Raw genomic sequence first — 24,440 nt, forward strand, 5'->3', positions numbered from 1 at the left:
AAGATTACGTCCACCCCCAGCGCGGGTTCAGTGCGGAATGCAATGCGCTCACCGCAGATCTTTCCAGCGTTCTGTCGGCTACGGATCCGACGACCACCGCCCATTCTTGGATGATCGTGGCAATGAGCTCGGCCTCGCGCTCGTAGTCCTCGGTGTAACAGGTTCGACGGAATCCTCTACTGAGCAGGTCGCGAGGGAAGTCGGGGCCGAGATCTGGGATCCTGCCGCCGATACTGCCGTCGGCATGCTCCGAGAGAATGTGTCCGATTTCATGCAGGATGATATGATCTTGATGGAGTCGGGTTGTCTCTTTCTGGTAGAAGATATTATCCTCGCTTGGCCTGGACATCCAGATTCCGAATGGCCCTGGCATCGGTAGCTCCCACGGGATTAGTTGGATCGGCTTTCCTCGAAATTCACCGAGTTTTTGGCATAGATCTTCCACCTGAAATGGCGGCTGGATGTCAAGCCTTCGCAGCAGCTGGCGACAATAACGGCGGAGTCTGCGCTCACTCACGGGCATGACTGTCTCCTCACTCCCCGGGGTTGGCCGGCTCGGATGGATCGAAGATCTCCATCATCTTGAGCAACTGCTCGCGCATCGCGGGTGTCATGGCACCCGCCCGCATGGCGATCATCCGCACCTGATGACTGGCCAGCTGCTGTCGCAGGAGCTCGTCTGCGGGGTCCTCTCCGACGACCAGTGATCGGACGGTGATCGGTGGCATCCCCGGACCGCGACGGTCGTCGAAGAACTTCGCCAGTCCCTCCAGCATGCTGAGGGTCGGATTCGCGTGTGATCCGTTACGTAGCATGGCGAGGTAACTCCGAGACAGCGTGGCCGGGTGAGATGGATCCGCCGTAACCGCTCTGGCTACTTCTGCAGTTGAGTACTCGCGTTGCCGACCATGGCCGTCGACCCATCGCACCATCGCGAACAGTGCGTTCAGCCGCTGGGCCAGTGACTGCCCGTCGCCTTGTCCACCTGTGACCATGACTGTGCTCTCCTGTCCTGATCTAGTCACCTTGAGTCGCGAACCGTCTCCTTGCTGGCGTGCAACTAGCTATCAGACAAGCGTACTTGACCCACCGTCAACAAGATGCCAATATTTTGGACACCTTGCGAGTGGGGGCTCCTGGGGATAGTGCGACAGCGCGTGGGAGGTGAACGGGGGCCAGGAGTTGCCCATATGGCTCTGTTCGACCGTTGGGGATGACTGGGCTATCGCAGTGCGGAGGTCCCCTTGCATCCAGTGCCTGTCGGCTGGTTTTACCCGTAGTACTCCGTACCTGGGTTGCCCGTCTCCTCGGGCAACCTGAGCAACCCGCCAGCTCACCCACAGCCGGAGGACGCGCACTGTGACAGACAACAGTCTTACGGCCGGGCGCTTACGCTTCCGCGTGCTCGGTCCCGTCGGAGTTCTTGTCGGCGAAGAAGAAGTGGAGTTCCAGTCCCCCCGGCAGCAGGCCGTCCTGGCGGCCCTCCTTCTTCATGCCCCCAATGTTGTCAGCGTCGACTACCTCATCGAGGCGATCTGGGACGATGCTCCGTCGACAGCGCGCAAACAGGTCCAGGCATGCGTCTCCATGCTTCGGCGCGCTTTCGCTCGGCTGGGCCACAACGCCCTGATAGAGACCCGCGCTGCTGGCTATTCACTGAAGATCGCGGACCGTTCCCTCGACTTCGAGACTTTTAAAGCGCTGCGGGATAGCGCTCACAGCGCTCAGAAGCGCAAGCGACACGACGATGCGGCAGCGGCATACCTGGAGGCGTTTCAGGTCTGGCAGGGGCCGGCGCTGTACGGCCTGACCAGCAGGTACATGCAGGCGCGGGCAACCTGGCTGAACGAGCAGCGGTGGTGCGCGTATGAGGAGTACCTCGAGCTACAGTTGGCCACGGGGCGTCACCGTGAAATCATCGGCGAGCTGGAAATGGCGCTCGTCGACCATCCGACTCGCGAGAAGCTACGCGGCTATTTGATGCTGGCCTTGTATCAGTCGGGACGTCGCGCTGATGCCTTGGAGACCTACCAGACCTCACGGCGGATTCTCGTCGATATGCTAGGAATCGAGCCAGCACCCGACTTGCAGCGTCTCCATGCTGCAATCCTTGCGGCCGAGCCTGGTGTTGCAGTAACGAGCGCACTATTCCCCAACGTGTTAGGCATGTTCTCTGCACCTATCGAAGCAGAGCGGGGCACTGGACATCCGCAGCGGCACGGGTGACGGCTGCCAGCGAGGGGTGAATCGTGGGTCTGGAGCAACTTCTCGCAACGAGTAGGCAGCTCATCGGTTCGGCAAGCCCAATTTTGATCTCTGTTGGTGTCCTGGTGAGGTCACGGAAGCCGTGTGGTTGGCTGTGGTTCGTTGTCTGGGGCAGGGGATAGCTGAACGGCTTGTGCCAGATGGACTGTGGGAGACCTTCCAAGGCGTGGGGCGCCGGACTGAGCTTCCCCGGGACGCGGGAGATGGTGACAGCGGTTCAGATGGGTCTCATGAGAGGACCCGTGGCCATGGCCGCCCCGAAGAAGTACCCGCAGGAATCGCGTGAGTGTGCGGTGCGGATGTATCGCGTCGCCGACCCGAAGCCCGTCATCCGCCGGATGGCTGAGGATCTCGGTGTCCATCCCGTGGCCCTGCGCAGCTGGATCCGCCAGGCCGAGGCGGACGCCGGCGAGCGCGACGACCGGCTCACCACCGCTGAGCGCGAGGAACTGGCCGCCCTGCGCAGGGAGAACGTCCAGCTCAAGCGGGCGAACGAGGTCCTGCGGACGGCGTCGGCGTTTTTCGTGGCGCAACTTGACCCGACCCGGATCAGGTGACGGCGCTCCTCGACGGGCATCCTCACCTTGGGTCGAGTGCGTACTCCGGGAACTCGGCATCGCCTCCTCCACCTACTACCGGTGGCGGCGCGCCGAGCGGGAGCCGTGCGAGCGGCGGCGCCGCGACGCGGAGCTGACCGAGGAGATCACGCGGATCCACGCCGACTCCGGCGGGATCTACGGCTCACCACGCGTCCACGCCACCCTCAAGCGCGAGGGCGTTCACGTCGGCCGCAAGAGGGCCGGACGCCTGATGCGCGAAGCCGACCTCACCGGGATCAGCCCCCGCAAACGAGGCAAGGGCTTTACCCGCCGCGACCCAACGGCCACCCTGGCCTCGGACCTGGTGAACCGCAACTTCACCGCCCAGGCGCCGAACAGGCTGCCTAACCATGGTCCCCACCGTCGATGGGCCCTTGTGGCTGTCGGCGATCCGGGACGCCTTCTCCTGGCGGGTCGTGGCCTGGGAGACCTCCGCCCGCGCGGACGCCGACCTGGTCCTCACCTCGCTGGAGTACGCCCTGGCCAGTCGCGAAGTCACCCCGGGCCAGCTCGTCCACCATGCGGATAACGGCTGTTAATACACGTCCATCAAGATCACAACACGCCTCCTGCGGACCAGAGTTGAGGCTTCCATGAGGTCGGTCGGAGATTCATACGACAACGCCCTCGCGGAGAACCTGTGGATGGTGGTCAAGACCGAGTGCGTCCGCGGCCGCGTCTTCGACACCCGGGCCGACGCGAACCTCGCGCTCTTCGAGTACCTCGGCGGACCCTGTTGCCCAATTGATCTCATGTGGCGAGGTCGAGGGCTGCGAGATGGGAAGTGCGCGTCGGTGCGAGTGGACTTCCGTTCCACCAAGCGTCGAGTCGGATCAGGTTGATGGCGGTGGCCATGAAGATGTGGGACAGACGTGTCTTTGCCAGGCTGGTGTAGCGGGTGCGGCGCGCTCCCGTGGTGGCGACGGCCTGGTGGATGGTTCCTTCCACTCCCGCGCGGGCCGCGTAGCGGGCCTTCCAGTCCTCGGTGGCCTGCTCGGCCCGGACGCGTTCGAGGAGGATGTCCTGGTCCTGGGGGCGGACGGTGAGCTGCCGGCCGTACTGGGGCGAGCGGGTGCACTGGTCGCGGGCCGGGCACGGCGCGCACGTCTGGGTGGCGAAGCGGATCCGGACCGCCGGACGGCTGTTGTTGTCGTAACCCTCGCTCCAGTACCTGCTGTTGGCGCCGCTCGGGCAGGTCGCCTGCCGGGCGTCCCAGTCGATGCTGAAGGACGTCTTGCCGTAGCCGGCGGCCTCGACGGCCTGGCGTGTGCTGTTCGGCCTCACCGGACCGATGACTTCGACACCACGTTCAACCGGCGAGGTCAGCAGGAGCTCGGCGGAGACGTAGCCGGAGTCCAGGAGGTGCTCGGACGGCAGCAGGCCCTTGTCGTCGAGGCGATCGTGAATCTGCTCGATGACCACCGCGTCGCCGACTGTGGCATCGGTGGTGAGGACGGTGGTGATCACGTGCGGGCGCCCGACCTCGCCGGGGTCGTTGCAGGTCTCGCTGAGGTGGACCTTGTAGCCGTCCCAGCCGGACCCGCGCTTCATGGCATAGCGGGAATCGACGTCGTAAGGGGAGGTGATCCTGGCTCTGCTGGGCGGGAGACCGTCCTTCCCCCGCCAGGCCACCTCCCGCACTCCGTCGATGACCGTGCGCTTGAACTGCTGCAACCACACCGCCCGCAGGGGGTTGCGACGGCGGGGATCTCCCGCAGCCAGCCCGGGGCCGTGGCGGAGGTGACGGCCTCGTGCAGGAGGTATCCGTCGGTGGCGATCTGCCGCGCCAACTCGTCGCTTCTCCTGGGCTCCGGGCCGTCGGTAGGCATCCACCCGCGCCCGATAGCGTTCCTGCCAGGACGGGTCCATCCACGTCCTCAGCCACGCCGGCGCGGCGACCGCGATCGCCTCCAAAGCCGCCCGCAGTGTCTCTCCCACGAACTCCAGACGGTTCAGGTCCCGTACTGCGGACAGGACATGAGTGGAGTCGGTGCGCTGTCGACCTCCGGGGGCGGCCAGCCCCAGCTCCATCAGTCGCTGCAGCAGAAGGTCCAGGACCTTCTCCACCAGCCCGTGCGCCAGGAGCCGGTCGCGGAACCCGGTCAGCACGGTGAAGTCGAACCCCGGGTCCGACAGCTCGACGCCGAGGAGGTACTTCCAGTCGATCCTTGCGCGTGTGGCGTGAGCAGCCTGGCGATCGGTCAGGTTCTCGACGAACTGCAGGACGCAGACCAGCACCAACTGTCCCGGCGAGACACCAGGACGGCCCCGGACACCGAAGGCGGACCTGAACACCTCGTCTTCGAACAGCGGGCCGAGCTCGTCCCTGACCCTCATCGCCACGCAGCCCTTGGGGAAGGCAACAAGGGCCACCTGCCGTGTCACCTCGGGAACCTCTGCCCCTGATCCCAGCCCCATCGACACCACTCCACCCCGTCCCGCGGCCGAACGACGCACCCTGGATCAGACCGCTGAACAGCAATCCTTCTGTCCAGAACACGTCAGGTGCGAGATCGCGAAGGGTTCACCCAATTGGGCAACAGGGTCCTCGGCGGCTTCTACAACCCCCGCCGCATCCAGAAGCGACTCGGCTACCTCAGCCCCATCGAGTACGAGGAGAAGCACTACGCCAACCAAGCGACGACCGAACAAGTGAACCCGAAACCCCGTCAACCCCTTCTGGCCGCCTAATCAGCACCTCCCGCACAGCGGGGAAAGCTCAGCTTCGACCTCCTTCGCAAACGCGTCCTCCTCGCGGCATGAGGCCACCGGTCGTGGCGGCGTGGACGGTGATGCGGTCGGCCCGGATGGTCTGGGTGTTGACCGTGACGTCGCAGGTCCGGTGAAGCCAGAGGTCTTGGAGGAAATCGTCAGCCACGACCGTTCATGATCGCGGTTCCGATGACGCTCCGTGGCCCCAGCACGGAAAGTGATTCAGAATCAGTTTTTTACCCGTCGTCGACAATGCTCTATGGACTGGTCCTCCGCTCGGGAGTGAGCCACATTTAAGGTGTGGTTCTGGGTTGGCTCGGTGCCAACAGCGAGCTGGATTAATCGCGTTGCGCCATCGACTCGCTTACTCCGGCGGCGCTGGCGGATGCGGGAATGCATGCAGATGGACACGGAAGGGCTGAGACCCGTCCTTCCCTTGCGCGGCGTCACGGTATTCCGCGATCACTGAGTGAAGCCGTTCGACCAGCTCTCGTGCCTGCCGTGCCGTGAGGTGCAGTGTGAAGTCACTGAGCTCGGACGCCTCACGCCACGCTGCGGGCCACTCTAGGAACGAACCGAGAAAGTTCGCCTGTTCCAGAGCGTGGTAAGCGGCGACCTCCTGCTGGTATAGGTGGAATGCGCCGCGCACCCGCGGGTCCGCGTGGTCCAGCATCCCGCTGGTGTCGTCCACCAGGGTGCTGTCATACGCGGACCGCCACCACCGTTCGCGACCCGTACCCCGATCGGGGTCGTCCTCGACGAAACCAAACGCGGCGAGCTGGCGCAGATGGTAGCTCGTCGCCCCGCTTGACTCCCCTAGCCGCCCAGCGAGTTGGGAGGCAGTCGCCGGACCGTGTTCGCGCAGCGAACTCAGCAGTCGCATGCGTAGCGGGTGCGCGATGCCCAACAGGGACTGCGGGTCGAGTCGTTGGACCCGGTGGTCGTGACGGGACATGCATCGACATTACAAGGACACCGGCCCCGGCGCCAAGCGTGGGACTCGGGAGGGCGCCCCGCTGCCGGGGTGGTCCCGATCCAGGGTCGGTCCCCCAGACGGCCGCTTTGGCGCGGATGCTGAGGCACTGGCACGAGGTGTTGCAAAGAGCCTATGCAAAGTGGTTTTGCTAGATGTATCGTCGTGCGGCGAACTTGATTTCTGGGTAGGTCAGTTGACTGCCTGTCGGGTGTGAGACGACCTCGATCTCCCGATTGCGCACCTCACCACGTCAGCGACGGCCAGCTCCGATCCGGGATGCCTAGGAGATACCAAATTGCGGAACGTCATTGGACCAGCTCACCGTGATCCCAACGTCCTTCGCTGGCTACTCGCGTACGCCCTCTCTTGCGTCGCCAACAGTGCGTACTTCCTGGCACTTGGCTGGACTGCCAAGGAAATCGCCGGCCCTGCCCAGGTCGGATGGGTGGTGGCCGCCGGCGCGGCGCCACGGGTCCTGCTCATGTTGGTCGGCGGGGCGAGCGCCGACCGCTTCGGAGCCCGACGTGTGGTCATCGTCAGCGACACCGTCCGCTGCGTAATGATCCTTACCTTCGCGGCAGGTCTGGTCCTCACCTCACCGACATTGTGGCTCCTGCTGGCCGTCGCGATCCTGTACGGGGTCGTAGACGCGTTCTTCATGCCGTCGGTCGGTGCGCTCCCCGCTCTGATCACCGGTCCCGACCAGTTGGTTCGTCTTCAGGGCATGCGCGGCGTCACCATGAGGCTGGGTGCCGTCACGGGTCCCCCACTCGCTGGTCTGGCAATGGGGCTCGGCGGACCTGCCGCGGTCTTCGGCGCGGTGGGGGCGCTGCTGGCCCTCTCCCTCCTCCTGTTGGTGTTCGTCCACACCCTGCCTGTGCGCGGTGGCGACGAGGAGAGCGGGTATTCGCGCGGCGAGCTGTGGCGGGACCTCATGGAAGGCTTCGCCTACGCCCGCTCCCGGCGTCTCGTCGGTGCGGTGCTGGTGTCGATCGCGCTGGTGGAGATCGCCACCGTCGGTCCCCTCAATGTCGGCTTCCTCTTGCTGGCCGATGACCGGCACTGGGGAGTTTCCGGCGCCGGCTGGATCATTGGGGGCTTCGGGGCTGGGGCGGGCGCGAGCGGCCTGCTGCTTACCTGGTGGGCAAAGTTGCCCAGGCCGGGCGCGGTGTACTGCGGCACGATGATCGCGGGTTCTCTGGGGATCGGCTGCTTTGCCTGGGTCGGCGCGCTGCCCGTGGCCGTGGTGGCGAGCGCTGTCACGGGAGGGCTGTTGGGGTTGAACGGCGCTTTGGCCCTGGCGTTCGTGCAGGCTGGCACCGAGCCGGCCATGTTGGGAAGGATCATGTCTCTCGGCACCTTGGTGGGTTTTGGTGTTGCGCCCTTCACTATCCCCGCGTTCGGAAGTACGGCAGTCGCGATCGGTACTTCCTCGGTGTTCCTCATTTGCTCGGCGCTCGGCCTGGTGGGATCAGGCATCGTGCTGACGTCCTCGGCCATCCGGCGAGCGGAGTTGGCCCCGGCCCAGTTCGACGATAAGCGGGCCGACATCGTGACGTGAGGAGCGGCCGCCACTGCCGTGCGTACGGCAGCGACGGCCGCGGGGACCTGTCGACGGGAAGTGTGCGACTACGTCAGGTTGGTGACAGGACGTCATGCACCATGGCGAACCCGACGCCGGTCACGCTCTGCACCCCGTCGGCTCTGGGCTTGGCCGTTGCTTAGCTCGGTGTTAGCTGTTTGCGTCAGGCTTTCTCCGGTCCGAGAACTTCGGTTGTGCAACACCCAAGGGGGAGCACGTGGAAGCTGACTTCGATGTTGCGGTCATCGGTGGCGGACCGGCGGGCTCGACCACCGCGTCCTACCTGGCATCCGCTGGCCTGCGCGTGGCGGTCTTCGAGAGCGAGCTCTTTCCGCGGCCACACGTCGGCGAATCGCTGGTGCCCGCAACCACGCCGGTGCTGACCGAGATCGGCGTCATGAACGACATCGACAACGCGGGGTTTCCCAAGAAATACGGCGCGGCCTGGACATCGGCCGAGAGCCGCGACCTCCCGAGGAACGGCTTCACCGGCCTGGACCACGGTTGGGCCGCAGAGGTCATGTTCGTGGAACTCGACCAGCCAGAGGTCGACCGGGACTACACCTACCATGTCGATCGGGCCAAGTTCGACCTCATTCTCCTCAAGCACGCTGAGAGCCTGGGCGCCGACGTCTTCTCCGGGGCCCGGGTCCTCAGGGCGGATTTCGACTCCGATCCGAAACTGGTCACGCTGCACTGCCGACTGGGCCCGCGCAGCGTCGACTTCACCACCCGCATGGTCGTCGACGCCTCCGGGCGGCATACGGTCCTCGGCCGCCAGCTCAAACTCAAGGTCCCGGACCCGGTCTTCAACCAGTACGCAATCCACACCTGGTTCGAAGGACTCGACCGTACGAAGATGGCGGTCAACACCGGGACCGAGGACTACATCCACGTCCACTTCCTGCCCATCGAGGACTCCTGGGTCTGGCAGATCCCGATCGACGACACCATCACCAGCGTGGGCGTGGTCACCCAGAAGGAACGGTTCGCGGCGGCCAAGGATGATCGGGAGGAGTTCTTCTGGGACTTCGTCTCCAGCCGTCCAGACCTGAGGGACGGTCTCCGGGAGGCGAAGCGCCTGCGGGAGTTCAAGACCGAGGGCGACTACAGCTATGCCATGAAGCAGATCTGCGGTGACCGCTTCGTCATGGTGGGGGACGCCGCCCGTTTCGTGGATCCGATCTTCTCCAGCGGCGTGAGCGTCGCGCTGAACAGCGCGCGCCTAGCGGCCAAGGACATTATGGCCGCCAGCGAGGCAGGGGACTTCTCCCGCCCCCGGTTCGCCGCGTTCGAGACGAAGCTGCGGCGGGCGGCCCGCAACTGGTACGAGTTCATCTCCATCTACTACCGGCTGAACGTGCTCTTCACGGCGTTCGTGCAGGACCCCCGCTACCGGCTCGATGTCCTCAAGATGCTCCAGGGCGACTTCTACGACGAGGACGAGCCAAAGGCGCTGACCGCGATGCGCGAGATTGTGCAGGAGGTGGAGTCCAATCCGGACCACCTGTGGCATCCGTACCTGGGCACCATCCGCGCCATGAACCCTCCGTCGTTCTGAACCCTGCGCCCGGCAGCTTCCGGGAGTTCGGGTGACCGAACCGGCCACCCGGGCCTGTCGGTGCGCATCAGGCGCAACCGCGAGGCACCAGCAGCGGGAACCCGTAGGCGGGCCCTCCGCCGACACCACAACAAGCCGGAAGGAGCGGTGACGCCCATGGACTTCGACCTCACCGCCGCCCAGCGAAAGCGTCGGGATGCGATCGCCGAGGGCGTGCGGACGCTTTCCCCCGGGCGGCTTCGGGCCGGGCCCGACGACCACTTCGACCGCGCCGACTGGGCCAGGGCGGCTGAACTGGGACTGACTGGCCTGTGCCTGCCGGTCAGCCACGGTGGCGACGGTTTGGGGGCGCTGGACACGGCACTGTGCCTGGAAGCGTTCGGCGAACATTGTCCGGACACCGGGCTGGCCTTCGGAGTCGCGGCGCACCTGCTGGCCTGCGGCGTGCCGGTTGCAGCCTTCGCCACCCCGGAGACCCGAGACCAGCTCCTGCCGGGCATGGTTGACGGCACGCTGATCGCGGCGAACGCCATGACCGAGGCTGGTGCCGGCTCGGATGTGGGCCGGCTGGACACGACGGCGACGGTTGACGGCGAAGCGTATGTTGTGGACGGCGTGAAGACCTTCGCCAGCAACGCCCCGCTGGCCGACGTCTTTGTCAGCTACGCGACGACCGACAAGCGGGCGGGCTTTCTCGGGATCAGCGCCTTCGCCGTGCCCCGCGAGCTGCCAGGGGTCGCGGTGGGCGACCCGCTTCCCAAGATGGGGTTGTGGGGATGCCCGGCGGGTGAGGTGCGGTTCGATGCATGCTCGGTCCCGGAGCGATACCGCCTGGGCGACGAGGGGCAGGGAAGCCCCGTGTTCCAGCATTCCATGAGATGGGAGCGTTCCTGCCTGCCTGCGATCTATCTTGGCTTACTGGAACGGCAGTTGCGGCAGTGCACGGAACATGCCGGCGTTCGGCGGCAGTTCGGCAGGGAGATCGGCAAGTACCAGGCGGTCTCGCACCGCGTCGCGCGCATGCGCTTGCGACTGGAGGGCGCCAGGCTGCTGCTCTACCGCGCCTGTTGGCTCCTGGACCACGAACGGCACGATGAGACCTCCATCGCCCTGTCCAAGACGGCCGTGTCCGAAGCAGCGGTGGCCAACTCCCTGGACGCCGTACAGATCTTCGGTGGGGCGGGTTACCTGTGCGGCGGCGGCATCGAGGCGCAGCTGCGCGACAGCATCCCGGCAACCCTCTTCTCTGGGACAACCGAGATCCAGAGCGAGATCATCGCCAGGGAGGCCGGGCTGTGAGCCTGCACCGATTGGTACTGGAAGCGGCTGCCCGCCATCCCGAGCGGGTCGCGGTCAGCGGCCCGGACGCCACGGTGACCTACCGCGAGCTGAGCCGGCGCGCCAACGAGCTCGCAGGACGTCTGGCCGCCCAGCACGTCGGCGTCGGAGACCGGGTCGTGGTGTGGGCGAGCAAGTCCGCGGAGTGTGTTGCGGCAATGCAGGCCGTCCTCCGTCTCGGCGCCGTCTATGTACCCGTCGACGGCAGCACCCCCCCGGCCCGGGTGGCCGCAATCGTGCGAGACTGCTTGCCGGCGGCCGTGTGCATCGACCCCGAGAACGTATCTCGCCTGACCCCCGCTGAGCGCGGGTGTCCCGAAAGCCTCGTGCTCGGGGGCGACTTCGCTGCCCCGGCAGGCCCTTTCGACTACCCGAGCGCGGCGGAGGACCTCGCCTATGTCCTCTACACGTCAGGATCAACGGGGCGACCCAAAGGGGTGCGAGTTACCCACGGCAACGCGCGGGCGTTCGTGGACTGGTGGGTCACGGAGCTGGCAGCGCTGCCGGAGGACCGGTTCGCCAACCACGCACCTTTCGGATTCGACCTCTCGGTCCTTGACCTCTACGGCGCCTTTGCCGCCGGAGCTTCGGTGCATCTGGTGCCCACGGAACTCAGCTATGCCCCGGAGCACCTGACCCGCTTCCTGCGCGAACGCGGGATCAGTATCTGGTACTCGGTGCCCTCTGCCCTGTCGCTGATGATCCGCGAGGGCGGCCTGCTGGACGACCGTGCTCCGTCCTGCCTGCGCGCGGTGTTGTTCGCCGGCGAGCCCTGTCCGATCCCCACGGTGCGTGAACTGGCCGCGTGGACCGGGGCGCGCCTACTGAACCTGTACGGACCGACCGAGACGAATGTGTGCACCTTTCATGAGGTGACTACCGCCACGCTCGAAATGGACCGGCCTCCGCCGATCGGGAAGGCCAGCTCCGGCAACACCGTCTGGGCTGTGACCGACAACGGACAGACAGCCGGAGTCGGGGAGGAGGGCGAACTCCTTGTCACGGGGCCGACTGTCATGCCGGGCTATTGGGGCCGCCCCCCACTCACCGGCCCGTATCGCACAGGAGACCTCGTGCGCGTGCTTCCGGACGGCTCCTTCGACTACCTCGGCCGGCAGGACGGTCTGGTGAAGCTGCGTGGCCACCGGGTGGAGCTGGGCGAGGTGGAGGCCACCATCGCCCAGCACCCGGAGGTTCTGGAGGCCGCCGCCGTCGTGGCAGGTGCAGGGCTCTCGCGTCACCTCGACGTCTTCGTGGCCACCAGAGGTGGGGCGGCGCCGGGAGTGCTGTCCCTCAAGCGGCACGTCGCAGAACGGCTGCCCCGCTACATGATCCCGGACATCGTCCACCACGTTCCCGCACTCCCTCGCACCAGTAACGGGAAGATCGACCGCACGGCCCTTGCGGCCAGGGCGGACAGCGCTACGAAGGAGAAACTGCGATGACTGACGCACACCTTTCGGAGCAGGTCGTCAAGGACAAACTCATTGAGTTCATCCGGGAGACGTTCCTTTCCGGAGATCCCGATCGCGAACTGGACGAGGATGCGCCGCTCCTGGAATGGGGCGTCATCGACTCGATGCGGATCGTCGTGCTGCTTGCGTTCATCCGCAGGGAGTTGTCCACGGACATCCCCATGACACAGATCAGCGGGACGAACTTTCGCAATGTGCGCAAGATTGCTGCGCTCGTCGTGCACTGACCGACTCGCCGTGACTCAGCAGTCGGATCGCTGTACCAGCACGCAGGAGGGACGACCCACCATGACCGTGACACCGGAGCACTCCACACTGCAGGCAGCAAGAGCACACGGGGACAAGGACCTTGCGGATCTGTTGCGGACAACGGCGGCGCGACATGGTGTACCCGGCGCGGTGATCGCCGTGTCGCACGACGGGCACCGCAGGACTGCCGCCTTCGGCCTCGCCAACCAGCGCACCCACGTGGAGATGACGCCGGACACCCTGGTGGGCGTCGGGTCCTTGGCGAAGGTGTGGACCAGCGCCCTCACCCTACGGTTGGTGGAGAAGGGCGCGCTCTCCCTGGACCAACCGGTGCGTCTATACCTTCCTGGCTTCACCCTCGCAGATCGGGAAGCTTCCGAACAACTGACGATTCGTCACCTATTGAGCCATGGAGGGGGGTTCCACGGCGAGAGCATGTCCGACTTCGGCCCGGGCGACGACGCGCTCGGACGCTACGTGGACTCACTCTCCCATGTCTCTCAGCTCCACCCTCCAGGGGAACTCTTCTCCTACTGCAACGCGGGTTTCAATCTGCTCGGTCACGTGCTTGCGACTGTGGACGGCGCGACGTGGGAACAGCAGGTGCGGGACCACGTCACGCTGCCGCTGAAGCTCGACGGCGTTGCTGTGACGAGTGATGAGGCGATGTTCTTCCGCAACAGTGTCGGACATACCGTGGTGGCGGACGAGGCCCATGTCGTGATCCCGGTCCAGCAGCCGCAGCGTTCGTGTTCACCGACCGGAGCCAAACTCCGGATGTCCTGCCTGGCCGTGCTGTCCTTCTGCGAGGCTTATCTGCGGCCCAGCCTCAGTGGCGCCGCCTCTCGCTTCCTCAGCACGGAATCTCGGGCGGCCATGACCCGCCCCGAGGTAGCGGTGCCGGGGTCAACGATGGCGGACCATTGGAGTCTCGGCTGGGCTTTGTGGGACTGCGGCAGCGCCCGCGCGTTCGGCCATGACGGGGAGTACAGCGGGCAGTCCCTCTTCGTGCGAAACCTGTCCGACCACGGCCTGTCAGTGGTGCTGGCGGTCAATGGCGGCCGGGATCGCGCAATGTACGAGGACACCGTGCCCGGGCTGGTCGAGGAGCTGTGCGGCGTACGGATGCCCCGAGCCCCGGAACCGCCGGAACCGCTCACACGGTTGCCGGCCACGAAGGCACAGCGCTGTGCCGGGACCTATCGGGGGCCGCACGGTACCTTCAAGGTCTCCCCGGCATCCGAGGGCCACGGTCTCGACATCCGCGCCACGAGCCCGCGGGAGGCCGGCCGGCCCCCGGGAGCGGGCCGGCCGGAGCGGTATGCCTGGCTCCGGGACGACACCTTCGTAGCCGAGGGCAAGGGGCATGGACCCTACCGCACGCTGAGCTTCGTCGGCGATGCAGGCGGACCCGCCCGCTACCTGCACAACAGTCGAGCCCATGCCCGCGCGGACGACGACCCGGCTGGCTGAAACCTACCGACAGCCGTGCCTGAGTACGGTTCGTATCGGGCGGGCGAGCCCGGGAGTGGGTTGGGCTTGGTGCAGGGCGGCATAGGCCCTCAGCCCATGAGGGCGGCAGAGGGGCTGAGGCGGCGGTGATCATCCTGCAGGATGGCCTGCTGTAGTTCTCTGAGCGCCCAACCCGGTTCCACGCCCAGTTCCTCCCTGAGCGTGGTGCGCGCCACGTGATACGCCTTCAGCGCGTCCGCCTGGCGCTCCGAGCGATACAGCGCGATCATCAGCTGGCGGTGGAATGCCTCACGCAACGGGTGCTCGGAGGTGAGCGAGTAGAGTCTCCCGACGAGTTCCCGGTGCAGGCCCAGCCCCAACTGGGCATCGGTCATCAGCTCCAGCCCTTCCAAGCGTGTCTCGTCCATTCTGGTGATGAACCCGCTGGTGATCGGCCCTCTGCCGTGGCCACCGAGAACCGGGCCGCGCCACAGGTTGAGCGCCTTGTCGAGACATGACGTGGCGGCAGCGAACCTGCCTTCCCGCATGTACCTGCGACCCTGTTCGACGAGTTGCACGAACTCGGCGAAGTCCACCTGGTTGTCCCGCACCTGCAAGGTGTACCCGGACGGTTTGGTGCCTACCGGGCTCACGGGCTGATCCTGTGACACGAGGAATTTCCGCAGCCGGGATATGTACACGTGGAGCCCGGCCGACGCGCGACCGGGAGGGCGGGCTCCCCAGATCTCCATGGTGAGCTGCTCGTGGGTGACGATCTCGGGCGAACGGACGAGAAGTGTGGCGAGAACCGTCTCGAACTTCTTGCCGGCGACCGTCCTGCACGATTCGCTGTCGACGACCTGGAGGGTCCCCAGCATTTCGTATCGCACGATGCGGGCTCCTTGATGAGAATACAGATCGATAGGATTTCCACGACCGCCGCTTCGATCGGCGAGGAGAGAGTGGCAGTTGTCCGCCGAAGATCGCCGCCCCGGACAGTAGGGGCGAATCGATCAAGAGTACGGAGCCTGGTCGTCACGCGGCTCCCGCCCGGCGCGCGAGATCAAGGTCACCGCGGTCCCGTCGGATCGAGGGTCTGCGGCTGCGAAAAGGCCGTCGGGTCGACGTCGCACGATCTGGCCGTGCCCCACCGCGTCGTCGTTGCGCCGTACAACTGGAAAGCCCGCACCGCCAAGGGCGTCCACCGCGTCCGCGGGAACCTCGTGCTCGGCGACGACCGTCCCGGTCGGGTCTCCTGGTGCCCGTCCCGTGACGGACCACCGTGGGCGGTGGAGGACGTCGGCCGGCTCCATCCCGGCTTTGAGATGTGCGGCGAACTGTGCGTGAATCTGGGGCTGTGCGGGACCACCCATGGTTCCGTGTGCCCCCGTGATCTCACCGTCTCTGCGGGTGATGACCGGCAGGAGTGTGTGCGCTGGGCGTTTCCCCCCTCGCAGGTAATTGGGTGATGCCGGATCGAGGGAGAAGGCGGATCCGCGATTGTGCGCAACAATCCCCGTCACTGGATCGAGCAGCCCGGAACCGAAGCTCCGGAAGAGGCTCTGGATCAGAGAGACGGCATATCCTTCGCCGTCCGCCGAGACGACTGCCGCGGTGTCCCCCGTGGAGGGGGGAGCCGAAGCGATAGGCCGCGTGAGTTGCGGAGCGCCACAGGACAGTTCCGCGATGCGCGCGTCGCTCAGTAGGTACTCGACGTCGACGAGGGCAGCCCGGGGATCTGCAAGGTAGGCAGCACGGTCATCCGCAGCCGCCTGGAACACTCGGGCATACACCTTGGCGGCGGGGCCGAGGGGGGCGAGGTTCGAGGGGAGGGCGTCGAGTGCACCAAGAATCTGCAACAAATGTATTCCTTGGGAATTCGGGGGGGCGGTGAGGTATTCCTCCCCGCCGAAGACCCTCCCGATCGGCACCGTGATCTCTGTCTCGTGCCGGGCCAGATCCCCGGTGCTCAACGCAGAGCCATGCCCGCGGAGGAAGGTGACGAAGGCCTTTCCGACATCACCGCCGTACAGGGCGGAGGCATGTGTTTCCGCGACGGCTTCAAGCGTCCTCGCGAGCGCCGGCTGCGTCAGAACAGAGTTGACCACCAGCGGCACCCCGCGGGAACAGAACACCGCCTGCATGCCGGGGTCCTGCGCGAGGATTTCCTGTTCATGTGAGAGCGCACGAGCCAAATCTGGCGACACGGGAACCCCCTCGGTGGCACACACGACCGCGAAGTCGAACAGTCGCGGGAAGGGGAGACGCCCCGCGAGCCGGGACAGGGCGGCCCAGCCGGCGGCAGCTCCCGGTACCGTCACCGTGTCCGGCCCTCTGGTCGGCATTGCTCCTGCGGTTGCCCAATCGCCGGGGATGATCCCCGTTGGCGCCGCCCCGGTGGCGTTGACCGTCAGGACCCGCCCGTCGGGCACAGCCACGAGTGCCATCAAGTCACCGCCGACGCCACACTGATGGGGGTAGACGACCGACAGGGTGATGGCGGCGGCCAGCGCGGCGTCCACCGCGTTTCCCCCTTGCTCTACGACGCTTTTCCCTGCCTGTGTGGCTAGTTCGTGAGGGCTGGCCAGCCCCAGGTCGGGTCGCCCAGGATGGCGCTGCACCGAGCTCATCAAAGGACCATCCCTTCTGCAGTCTCGGGTTCGGTGGGCACCTGCAACGGCGTCCGGGCAGGCAAGGAACGCGCCACCCTCGCACGGACCTGATCCGCGCGCGCTCCTGGCTGCGGGTGACGTGTGCCTGCCGGCGCACCACTACCAGCTGCTGCCGCGACACCCGCTACGCCGGCAACAAAGTCAACCGGGGCTCGCACACGACTCCGGAGGCGGAGCGGCTGACTTAGGGAATTCACAGCGCATCCACCTGTCGCATCAGTAACCGCAGGCCGTTCATGTCAGGTCCCCTCAATCCACAATCGGTTGGGCAACTCATCTCCCTATGGGTTCCTCTCCTCACGACGGTTGCGGAACGCGACGTGCAATAGGGTTACCGGCTCCGCGTCCTCGGAAGTGCCCGAGCAGTCCGTGTGTAGAGCCGTCGTCCGCCAGGGCTTCTCCCGATCGTGTCTGTCCTCGCTTCCCTCCACCAGGCCGTACTTCGCGAGCATGCGCAGGTGGTACGAGCAACTGGCGACCCTTGTCCCGTCCTGCGGAGTGTGGGGGTCAGTCGGCCCCTACCAGCCGGCCTCGACAACCGGTGTCAGGCATCGGTTGGGGGGAGCTCCGCGTGGCTCAGCATGTCGCCGAGCGCCACGACGACTTTGCGTGGACCAGTGAAGGGACGGCGCGAGTGGGCGACCAGCATGTTGTCGATGGCGAGCACATCACCGGTCTGCCAGGTGAACCCAACGGCGGTGCGGTCCATGAGTTCCCGCACCTCGGTCACGACGTCGTCGTCGATTGGTGCGCCATCGCCCCAGTAGACGCTGCGCGGCAGGCCGTCCCGGCCGTACAGACTCTCCAGCGCCTGCCGCGTGTCCTGGTCGAGACACGAGACGTGGTGCAGCGCCAACTGGTTGAAGAACACGGTCTCACCGGTCCTCGGGTGCCTCAGCACCGCGTCCGCGACCCGCCACGTGCGCAATGTGCCGTCCGGTGCCCACGAGAAGCCGATCCCCGCCTCTATGCACTTGCGTTCGGCTTCCGCCCGATCGGTGGTCCCGTAGAACCGTTGCCAGCTCACGTCCAACGAGTCGATGAAGTTGCGCACATATCGGAGCTTTCGCTCGGCGAACTGCGCACGCAGCTCCGGCCGCATCAGCCGGTACACCTCTCGGCAGTCGACGATCGGAGTCTCCCCGCCGGCCTGCGCGGGCACCAGACAGGAGAAGAACTGCCGCATGGGCCAGCTGTCCAGATGGGAACTCTCGTTGTGGAACAGGATCGACCTGTCCTCCGGGTAAGGCGTGGACTGGTAGATCTGGTCGGAGTGGCCCTCCCTCGGCAGGTCGCCGTACTCGCGGAACAGGGTGGGGCAGATGGCGGACGCTGTGGCCTCGAACTCCGCGACCGATGGCTCGTGGAAACCGCGCAGCAGCAAGGCGCCGTGGCGGTGCAGGTAGGAGTCGACGAGACCGCGGTTCTCCCGCAGCCAGCCGGGCAGGTCGGCCCCGTCGACAGCGGGCGTGATCACCAGCGGCATCGTCGGCGCATCAGGCAGGAATCCAGTCCGCACTGGATCGACCGCTGGCGGGTCGGCCGGGCGCCGCCCGCTGTCGTGCGGCGACTGGACCCTCGATGTCCTCGAGTTGAAGTCGGTCAAGGTTCGTCTCCTCACTTCTTCCTCGGTCCGCGCCCGCGGGACTGCGGGCCGGCGGACCTCCTGGTCATTCCAGGATTTCTGGGCCGTTGATCGTTGTGGGCGGGTGTCAGCTGTCAATCACCTGGTTTCGTGAGGACGGGCTCGGCCCCTCGACCGCCAGCCGCTGTCGGATCGCCCCGCGGCTCCCGTTCTTCGGCGACGGCGTGTGGGACGACGACGGGCTCCTTGTAGATCTGCGCCAGCATCGGTCCCGTCATCCCGGTGGTCACCAGGGCCATGACGACCATGAGGGAGTACAGGGAGCCGTCGAGCAGCCCCGTCTGGACGCCGACGCCCAGGATGACGAGTTCAGTGAGGCCACGGGTGTTCATGAGCGTGGCGAGCGCTGTCGCAGGGCGTGCGGGGAGCCCGGTAGTCCGGGCGCCCAGATAGGTGCCGCCGAACTTGCCGACGACGGCGACGAGCAGGATCGCGCCGAGTTGCACGATCTCGGCCCAGCCGAACCCGCCGAGGTCGACCTTGAGGCCGGCCACGACGAAGTAGACCGGTAGCAGGACGGAGGTCACGCGCCCGGTGTGGTCCATCACGTCGGAACGCAGTCTTGTCGCGCCCTCCCTCGGCATCACCAGACCGAAGATGAAGGCACCGAAGATGTAGTGCATGCCCATCATCTCGGTGGCGGCCCCGCACACCAGGGCACCGATCAGCACGAGGGCGTAGACGTGCGCGGAGGTGGGCCCGCAGCCGTCGCCGTCCCTGTCACGCAGGATCCAGCGGCGCAGCACAGGGCGAACGAGGAACAGCATCAGAAGGACGAACGGCACCATCAGGCCGACCCGCCAGTATTCGCCCTCGCTGCCGACAGCGGCCTGTACCCCGGCGAGCGCCGTCCAGGCCACCAAGTCGACGACAGCGGCTGCGGCCAGTGCGATACCACCTAGTGTGGTCTTGGCCAGCCCTCGGTCGGTGAGGATTCGGGCGAGGACGGGGAAGGCCGTCACGGACATGGACAGGCCGATGAAGACGATGAACGCGGCCTTGTTCTCGGGCTCATGGGTGCGCAGCAGGTAGTACGCGAGACCGGTGCCCAGGACGAACGGGACCATCGTCGAGCCGATGGTCGCGGCGGCCGTCATGCGCCCCCTGCCGCGCAGCGCGTGGCGTTCGACCTCCAGGCCCACGCCGAACATGAAGAGCGCCACGCCGACGTTGGCCATGCCGCTGAGCACGGGTCGGATCGCTTCGGTGAAGAGCTGGTGGGAGACCGCCCCGTCGAACAGGGTCGGCCCGAGGAGGACCCCCGCGAGGATCTCTCCCACGACGGGCGGCTGCCGCATCTTCGTCGCCAGGTACCCGAGCCCCTGGGCGAGGACGAGGATGAACGCGAGGTCGAAGAGGAGTAACGCCACCTGATCGCTGTCCATGCCTGACTTTCTTTCGTTTCCGTCGTCGCGGATGGCTCGTCGAATGTCTTCGCGGTGTGGGCGGAGGTTCGGCGCAGCTCGCCGCCGATCTCCTCCGTCAAGCGGCTGATCCCTCTCCGCTGTCCATCGCCTCGACAAGACTCCTGGGGCGCATGTCCGTCCAATTCGTCTCGATGAACTGGAGGCAGTCCTCGCGGCTGCTCTCGCCGTGGGTAATTGTCCAGCCATCCGGCACCGAGATCGAAAACGGCCAGAGGGAATGCTGATTCTCGTCGTTTACCAGGACCACGTACTGTGCTTCTGGATTCTCGAACGGATTCGTCACATCCATGTTTCTGCTCCTATTTCTCTGAATGATAGCAACCGACGCGCAATTCGCAGGTGTGTCGGCCTTTCCCGTCCCGAACCCAGAGGTTCTTCGAGTCGGGTAGCATCTCGACCACCTTTGCCGGTGATGTGGCGCGTTGCCAGAACCTGGTGAAGAGCTCTACGAGCACCGGGATGCGAAAATCAATGAAAACGGGTTTTGGCTCTGCGCTGAACTTGACGTACACCTCGTCAGGCAGACCGAATTCTTCCTGTGCCCACCGTCCCAGGCGCTGATTCTCGGCCGTCATGGCCCGCCAGCGGGCCTTCGGCGGTGGCGGAAGCCACCAGGTCTCCCGGTGCAGCACCGTGCGTCCCACCGTGAGCCGCGGCAGGTGGTTCACATGCTCTGGTACGCGACGCAGTCCGTCATCGGGGCCGATGCTGCGGGCCCCAGTGAAGGAGGTGAAGAGGGTCTCGACTTCGTCGCCCCACGACTGCAGCGGAGGCCTGGTCAGCGAGATGCGGCCGAGCGGCTCCGCCTGCAGATGCAGGCGGTCGCCCGTATGCCGCACGGACAGGTCGCGGGCGCGAGCGAACCGCCCCGGGGGGCGTGGGCTGCGGCCGGCGAACTCGACCTCCGGCAGGGCCGGAGCCCGCGCGATCGTCTTGCGCCAGTGCCACATCACCGGATCGCAGATGGTTGTGTCGCTCAGCCCTGAGATGATGTCGGCGATCTCGTTCGTCAACGCGTCCGCGTTCGGGTGAAGATCCGTCCACAGCCCTTGCAGCAGTTGGTCGTGCAGACCGTGTACCTCGCCGACGACTGACAGGAAGTCGCCCCGGTTCAGGGCATCTTGGTCCGCCGCTCCCAGGAGGACGTCGGCGCCCGCTACACACCAGGTGTCGAAGTTGACAGTTCCGGCTCGCTCCCGCCCCCAGGTCAGATCGAGGTCTATGTTCCTGTGATCCGAGTTCTGGTGGAGTACGTCACTGATGGCGCAGGGTCCGGACTTCAGAATCCGTCGGTCCAGGGCGCGCAGCTGTGCGCCCACGGCGTGGCCGTCCCGTGACCACGCCAGCAGTACCTCGTCCAGAGGGACGGACCGGTCCGGGCCGAAGCTCTGCAGGAACCAGCGGTCGATTTCGGCGGCACGCGCCCGGCGCCGGGCCAGAGGCAGTTCGAACAGGAGGTTGAGAGCGATCGGCAGCTCGTTCTCGAGGTAGTCCCGGACGGGGCCGCCGATGGCGAAGCGTTTCCATGAGTGCAGGCACTCCTCGATCACGATGGCCCGGTCCGTGTAGTGACCGCCTTCTCCCCTGGTTGAGGCAGTACCCGTGATCTCCTCGAAGCGTGTGCGGGTGGCACCCAACGCGGCATGGCGCTCACGCAGCCCGTCCGCACGTTGGAACCGCTCACGGAGTCTGTCGAGTTCGTCGCACCTGTGCGTCCACCGGGTGCGCGCCTCGCCGTGCAAGGTGGCGACGAAGGCCCGCACATGGTGCATGGGTTCCAGCACCCCGACGGGAATATCCAAGCGGAAACGGACGAGCCCCTGGGCCTCCAGACCTCGGAGCAATTCGGCTGCCTCAGCCACGGTAATCCCGAGCGTCTCGGAACACTTCTGCACGGTGCGGTTGCCGTCCACCAGCTCGAAGAGCGTGGACTGGGGTGAGCCGGCTGCCGGTGGCGGTATGTCACTCACCTGGATCGGATGATCGACGAAGTGCACACCGCGCAGCAGACCTTCCCGTTCGACGAGATTGGGCGGCCGTACCGGAACCAGGAAGGGCAACACGTCCGCGTCGGCAGCCATCCGATCGGCAACGACCTGCGCGGCCCAGTGGCTCCAGAACATCGCGCGACGTTCTTCAGTTCCTGCTTCTCCCTGTTCCAGAGTGACGGTGCTTTCGTCGGAGAGGCGGGCCCAGAAGACGGGGCCGAAAAAGCTGGTGCTCTCGTTCTTGGCGCAGAATCGCTGGAGGTACATGGCCGCCAGCAGAGCCTTGCGACGGTCGTCGGAGCGGAAGTGTGCGGGATCGGGGTTCTTGGCCAGCCAGCGGTCGAGCTGCTCGAACGCGTCCGGGCTGGACATCATCACCGCCTCGAGGAAGCGGTCATCGCGACACACCTCCAGCAGCGCCCGCACGCTCTCGGAGATGTCCTGGGCGCGTAGGGAATCCAGTGATTCGAAAGGGAAGCCGGTGGTCTTGATCAGTACATCGTTCGCGACGAGCCAGGAACCAGTCGCCTTCGTCCCGGCTGCGCCGGCGCCGACGGGCGCCGTCACTTCACGTCCTGGTAGAGGAATTCTTTCCAGACCTGCATCATGTAGGTCATCGCGGCCTTCTCCGTTTCGTTGAGATCCGGGTGCCATACGTCGAAAAGCAGTACCGCCCTGATGCCCTCGCTCCTGTTCCACACCTCGTGGTCGAAGGAGTCGTCGAAGGTGAATGCCACGCCTTCCGCCCAGTCCCGGGTCTCCTCATGGACCCGCATGGCGCAGTTCTCGGGAACGACCAGGCCGAGATGGCAGCGGACACGGACATTGATGAAACCGCAATGGGGCGCAACATGCGTACCCGGGTCCATGACGGAGAAGTAGGACATCCCGGCGGAGTCGGCTCCGGGAATTCCGGACAGAACCGCGCTGGTGCGGGGACAAGAGTCCATGTTCCTCTGGTTGACCTGGCCCAGGAGATGGAAATAGAAGGCGCTCCATCGTCCGCTCCGGGCGAGGTTGTGCGAGTTGGGATGCCGCGTGATCCCGTTGGCATTCGGGCCGGCTGCTCCCCATGCCTCGAGAAACTCACTCCTGATGTCCGGGTATGCCTTCTCCAGTTCGGCGATCCACGGGAAACGGTTCTTGTCCCACCAAGGGGATGCCTCCAGCCCGGGGCAAAGGATCTCGGGGCGTTGCGGACCAGCCTCGGTGGACGGCGTGCGGCTCTCCCCCTCGTCCATGCCGTTGAATATTCTGGCCAGTTGTGACCGGTCGGCATTGGTACGGTTGATCCAGCTCTCCAGATACGGCCGACTGTCCTTAACCCACGCGGTCATGGTCCGTCCTCTCTGTCGGTGAGATCTTGGTGGATCTGCGCAGGCTCGGCGTTCTGTCGTAGCCGGGGGCGATCCCCAGGCGTTTGCCGAGTTCCTCCAACGCACTGTGTGTGGCGTCGGCGAGTCGGATGCCGTGCGCCTGCCTCTGCCTGGCGGTGGCCTCAGGAGTGCCGGGAACCTGGATGTGACTCACAGTGCCCGCGGCGCGGCCCACGGCGGTGGCGGTCTGGGCGACTTGGCGGGCGTAAAGGGCGCCGTCGCCGAGAGCCCCGGGGTTGATGGCGATAACGGCGACGCCCCCCGCACGACCCCGGGGGTCGGCTCCGGTGGGTAGCTGACTTCCCGCCAGAGTGGGCTCCGGGTCGCCGATCATGGCCAGGGAGCCGATCAGGGCCGCAGCCAGCCCCAGACCGAACCCCTTGTGCCCCGCGGTGTGGCCGCCCAGCGGGAGCAGCCCGCCACCGTTGAAGTAGTCCTCCGGGTCCCGACCGTCCTGAGCGTCCGCGTCGACGATGCATCCTGGAGGAAGGGACTGGCCATTCTCCCTGGCGACGGTGATCTTTCCTTCGGCCAGCATCGTGGTGGAGACATCGACCACGACGGGAGCCCTCTCTTCTGCCGGTATCCCGATGGCCCAGGGGTTGGCAGCCAGGAACCGGGTCGAGGTCCCGGGGAGCACCGCGGCTCCCACGGAGTGTCCGGCAGCTCCGACCAGCACGATAGCCACCAGACCGCGTTCCGCCAGATACTCGGCGTAGGTTCCGAGCCGTCCGGTGTGGCCCGAGTGTCGGATGGCGGCGATCGCCACACCTTGCGACTCCGCGTGTGCAGCCACCCACTGGCAGGCAGCGATGGTGGAGAAGTGGCCGAAACCCCGGGCAGCGTCGAAGAGCGCGGCGCCCGGACCGTCCCGCACGAGCCGAGGGCGTGCCCGGGGTACGAGGTCGCCTCGCTCCCACTCGTCGAAGTACTGCGTCAGGCGCATGACACCGTGCGACGGATGCCCGGCCAGGTCGGCATCGACGAGGTGCTCCGCCACCTCTGCGGCCACATCGGCCTCCGCACCCATGCGGCGGCATACCGCCGCGCTGAAGCCGCGCAGGTCGTCGGGTGCGACCGGCTCACCGAAGGGCAGGTACATCGACAGCCCCCTCCGTCCCCT

21 protein-coding genes and 1 pseudogene are annotated in these 24,440 nt (G+C 66.1%); 10 read left to right on the forward strand and 12 right to left on the reverse strand.

Features of this window, described 5'->3' with window-relative positions; all coding sequences use genetic code 11:
• Positions 1-4 precede the first annotated feature (4 nt).
• Both ACIRRS_RS04295 and ACIRRS_RS04300 read right to left on the reverse strand, forming a co-directional pair.
• Positions 5-523: a hypothetical protein gene (locus tag ACIRRS_RS04295; RefSeq protein ID WP_402964789.1), complete on the reverse strand. Its 519-nt coding sequence runs from the start codon at positions 521-523 to the stop codon at positions 5-7.
• Positions 524-533: 10 nt separating this feature from the next.
• Complete coding sequence (locus tag ACIRRS_RS04300; RefSeq protein WP_402964792.1) at positions 534-776, reverse strand: hypothetical protein; 243 nt, start codon at positions 774-776, stop codon at positions 534-536.
• A gap of 583 nt (positions 777-1,359) precedes the next feature.
• Here ACIRRS_RS04300 and ACIRRS_RS04305 point away from each other — a divergent pair.
• From ACIRRS_RS04305 to ACIRRS_RS04320, 4 genes and pseudogenes are all read left to right on the forward strand, one after another.
• The gene (locus ACIRRS_RS04305) at positions 1,360-2,226 is read left to right on the forward strand and encodes a BTAD domain-containing putative transcriptional regulator (protein ID WP_402964794.1); all 867 of its coding nucleotides are present in this window, start codon (positions 1,360-1,362) and stop codon (positions 2,224-2,226) included.
• 287 nt (positions 2,227-2,513) lie between these two features.
• Positions 2,514-2,822: a transposase gene (locus ACIRRS_RS04310; RefSeq protein ID WP_402964797.1), complete on the forward strand. Its 309-nt coding sequence runs from the start codon at positions 2,514-2,516 to the stop codon at positions 2,820-2,822.
• Positions 2,800-3,105: pseudogene (locus ACIRRS_RS04315) on the forward strand (IS3 family transposase); the annotation flags it as partial. The gene ACIRRS_RS04310 and the pseudogene ACIRRS_RS04315, both read left to right, overlap by 23 nt.
• Positions 3,106-3,238: 133 nt before the next feature.
• Positions 3,239-3,403, forward strand: a complete 165-nt coding sequence (locus ACIRRS_RS04320; protein ID WP_402965497.1) for a hypothetical protein — start codon at positions 3,239-3,241, stop codon at positions 3,401-3,403.
• A 211-nt stretch (positions 3,404-3,614) separates the two neighbouring features.
• Here ACIRRS_RS04320 and ACIRRS_RS04325 read toward each other — a convergent pair whose 3' ends face one another.
• Entirely contained in the window at positions 3,615-5,249 is a 1,635-nt protein-coding gene (locus ACIRRS_RS04325; RefSeq protein ID WP_402964800.1) for an IS1182 family transposase, read from the reverse strand.
• 691 nt (positions 5,250-5,940) lie between these two features.
• Positions 5,941-6,531 carry an ArsR/SmtB family transcription factor gene (locus tag ACIRRS_RS04330; protein ID WP_402964802.1) on the reverse strand — a complete coding sequence of 197 codons (591 nt, stop codon included), beginning with the start codon at positions 6,529-6,531 and terminating at the stop codon, positions 5,941-5,943.
• 316 nt (positions 6,532-6,847) lie between these two features.
• On the opposite strand from ACIRRS_RS04330, the gene ACIRRS_RS04335 reads away from it, so the two are divergent.
• The 6 genes from ACIRRS_RS04335 (at position 6,848) to ACIRRS_RS04360 (ending at position 14,230) form a co-directional block, all read left to right on the forward strand.
• Positions 6,848-8,113, forward strand: a complete 1,266-nt coding sequence (locus ACIRRS_RS04335) for an MFS transporter (RefSeq protein WP_402964805.1) — start codon at positions 6,848-6,850, stop codon at positions 8,111-8,113.
• Positions 8,114-8,351: 238 nt separating this feature from the next.
• Positions 8,352-9,695 (forward strand): NAD(P)/FAD-dependent oxidoreductase, encoded by a 1,344-nt coding sequence (locus ACIRRS_RS04340; RefSeq protein ID WP_402964808.1) that lies wholly within the window; start codon positions 8,352-8,354, stop codon positions 9,693-9,695.
• 156 nt (positions 9,696-9,851) lie between these two features.
• Positions 9,852-10,994 (forward strand): acyl-CoA dehydrogenase family protein, encoded by a 1,143-nt coding sequence (locus ACIRRS_RS04345; RefSeq protein WP_402964810.1) that lies wholly within the window; start codon positions 9,852-9,854, stop codon positions 10,992-10,994.
• Positions 10,991-12,478 carry an amino acid adenylation domain-containing protein gene (locus ACIRRS_RS04350; RefSeq protein WP_402964813.1) on the forward strand — a complete coding sequence of 496 codons (1,488 nt, stop codon included), beginning with the start codon at positions 10,991-10,993 and terminating at the stop codon, positions 12,476-12,478. The genes ACIRRS_RS04345 and ACIRRS_RS04350 overlap by 4 nt, the downstream gene beginning before the upstream one ends.
• The gene (locus ACIRRS_RS04355; protein WP_402964816.1) at positions 12,475-12,735 is read left to right on the forward strand and encodes an acyl carrier protein; all 261 of its coding nucleotides are present in this window, start codon (positions 12,475-12,477) and stop codon (positions 12,733-12,735) included. The genes ACIRRS_RS04350 and ACIRRS_RS04355 overlap by 4 nt, the downstream gene beginning before the upstream one ends.
• Positions 12,736-12,796: 61 nt before the next feature.
• Positions 12,797-14,230 (forward strand): serine hydrolase domain-containing protein, encoded by a 1,434-nt coding sequence (locus tag ACIRRS_RS04360; protein WP_402964818.1) that lies wholly within the window; start codon positions 12,797-12,799, stop codon positions 14,228-14,230.
• An 89-nt stretch (positions 14,231-14,319) separates the two neighbouring features.
• Here the strand turns inward: ACIRRS_RS04360 and ACIRRS_RS04365 are convergent, their stop codons facing one another.
• The 8 genes from ACIRRS_RS04365 to ACIRRS_RS04400 all read right to left on the reverse strand — a co-directional run bounded on the left by ACIRRS_RS04365 (position 14,320) and on the right by ACIRRS_RS04400 (position 24,419).
• Positions 14,320-15,099 (reverse strand): BTAD domain-containing putative transcriptional regulator, encoded by a 780-nt coding sequence (locus tag ACIRRS_RS04365; protein WP_402964821.1) that lies wholly within the window; start codon positions 15,097-15,099, stop codon positions 14,320-14,322.
• Between the two features lie 123 nt (positions 15,100-15,222).
• Positions 15,223-16,839 carry a gamma-glutamyltransferase family protein gene (locus ACIRRS_RS04370; protein ID WP_402964824.1) on the reverse strand — a complete coding sequence of 539 codons (1,617 nt, stop codon included), beginning with the start codon at positions 16,837-16,839 and terminating at the stop codon, positions 15,223-15,225.
• 586 nt (positions 16,840-17,425) lie between these two features.
• Positions 17,426-18,487, reverse strand: coding sequence for a TauD/TfdA family dioxygenase (locus tag ACIRRS_RS04375; RefSeq protein ID WP_402964826.1), 1,062 nt, complete (start codon positions 18,485-18,487; stop codon positions 17,426-17,428).
• 113 nt (positions 18,488-18,600) lie between these two features.
• Entirely contained in the window at positions 18,601-19,911 is a 1,311-nt protein-coding gene (locus ACIRRS_RS04380; RefSeq protein ID WP_402964829.1) for a cation:proton antiporter, read from the reverse strand.
• Positions 19,912-20,008: 97 nt separating this feature from the next.
• Positions 20,009-20,236 carry an MbtH family protein gene (locus ACIRRS_RS04385; RefSeq protein ID WP_402965482.1) on the reverse strand — a complete coding sequence of 76 codons (228 nt, stop codon included), beginning with the start codon at positions 20,234-20,236 and terminating at the stop codon, positions 20,009-20,011.
• A gap of 16 nt (positions 20,237-20,252) precedes the next feature.
• The gene (locus ACIRRS_RS04390) at positions 20,253-22,508 is read right to left on the reverse strand and encodes a lantibiotic dehydratase (protein ID WP_402964831.1); all 2,256 of its coding nucleotides are present in this window, start codon (positions 22,506-22,508) and stop codon (positions 20,253-20,255) included.
• Positions 22,505-23,278 (reverse strand): aspartyl/asparaginyl beta-hydroxylase domain-containing protein, encoded by a 774-nt coding sequence (locus ACIRRS_RS04395; RefSeq protein ID WP_402964834.1) that lies wholly within the window; start codon positions 23,276-23,278, stop codon positions 22,505-22,507. Before ACIRRS_RS04395 ends, ACIRRS_RS04390 begins: the two co-directional genes overlap by 4 nt.
• The gene (locus ACIRRS_RS04400) at positions 23,262-24,419 is read right to left on the reverse strand and encodes an Ldh family oxidoreductase (RefSeq protein ID WP_402964837.1); all 1,158 of its coding nucleotides are present in this window, start codon (positions 24,417-24,419) and stop codon (positions 23,262-23,264) included. The genes ACIRRS_RS04395 and ACIRRS_RS04400 overlap by 17 nt, the downstream gene beginning before the upstream one ends.
• Between the last annotated feature and the right edge of the window lie 21 nt (positions 24,420-24,440).

Origin of the sequence: Kitasatospora sp. NPDC101183 (assembly GCF_044767945.1) — a bacterium.
Lineage (GTDB): Bacteria > Actinomycetota > Actinomycetes > Streptomycetales > Streptomycetaceae > Kitasatospora.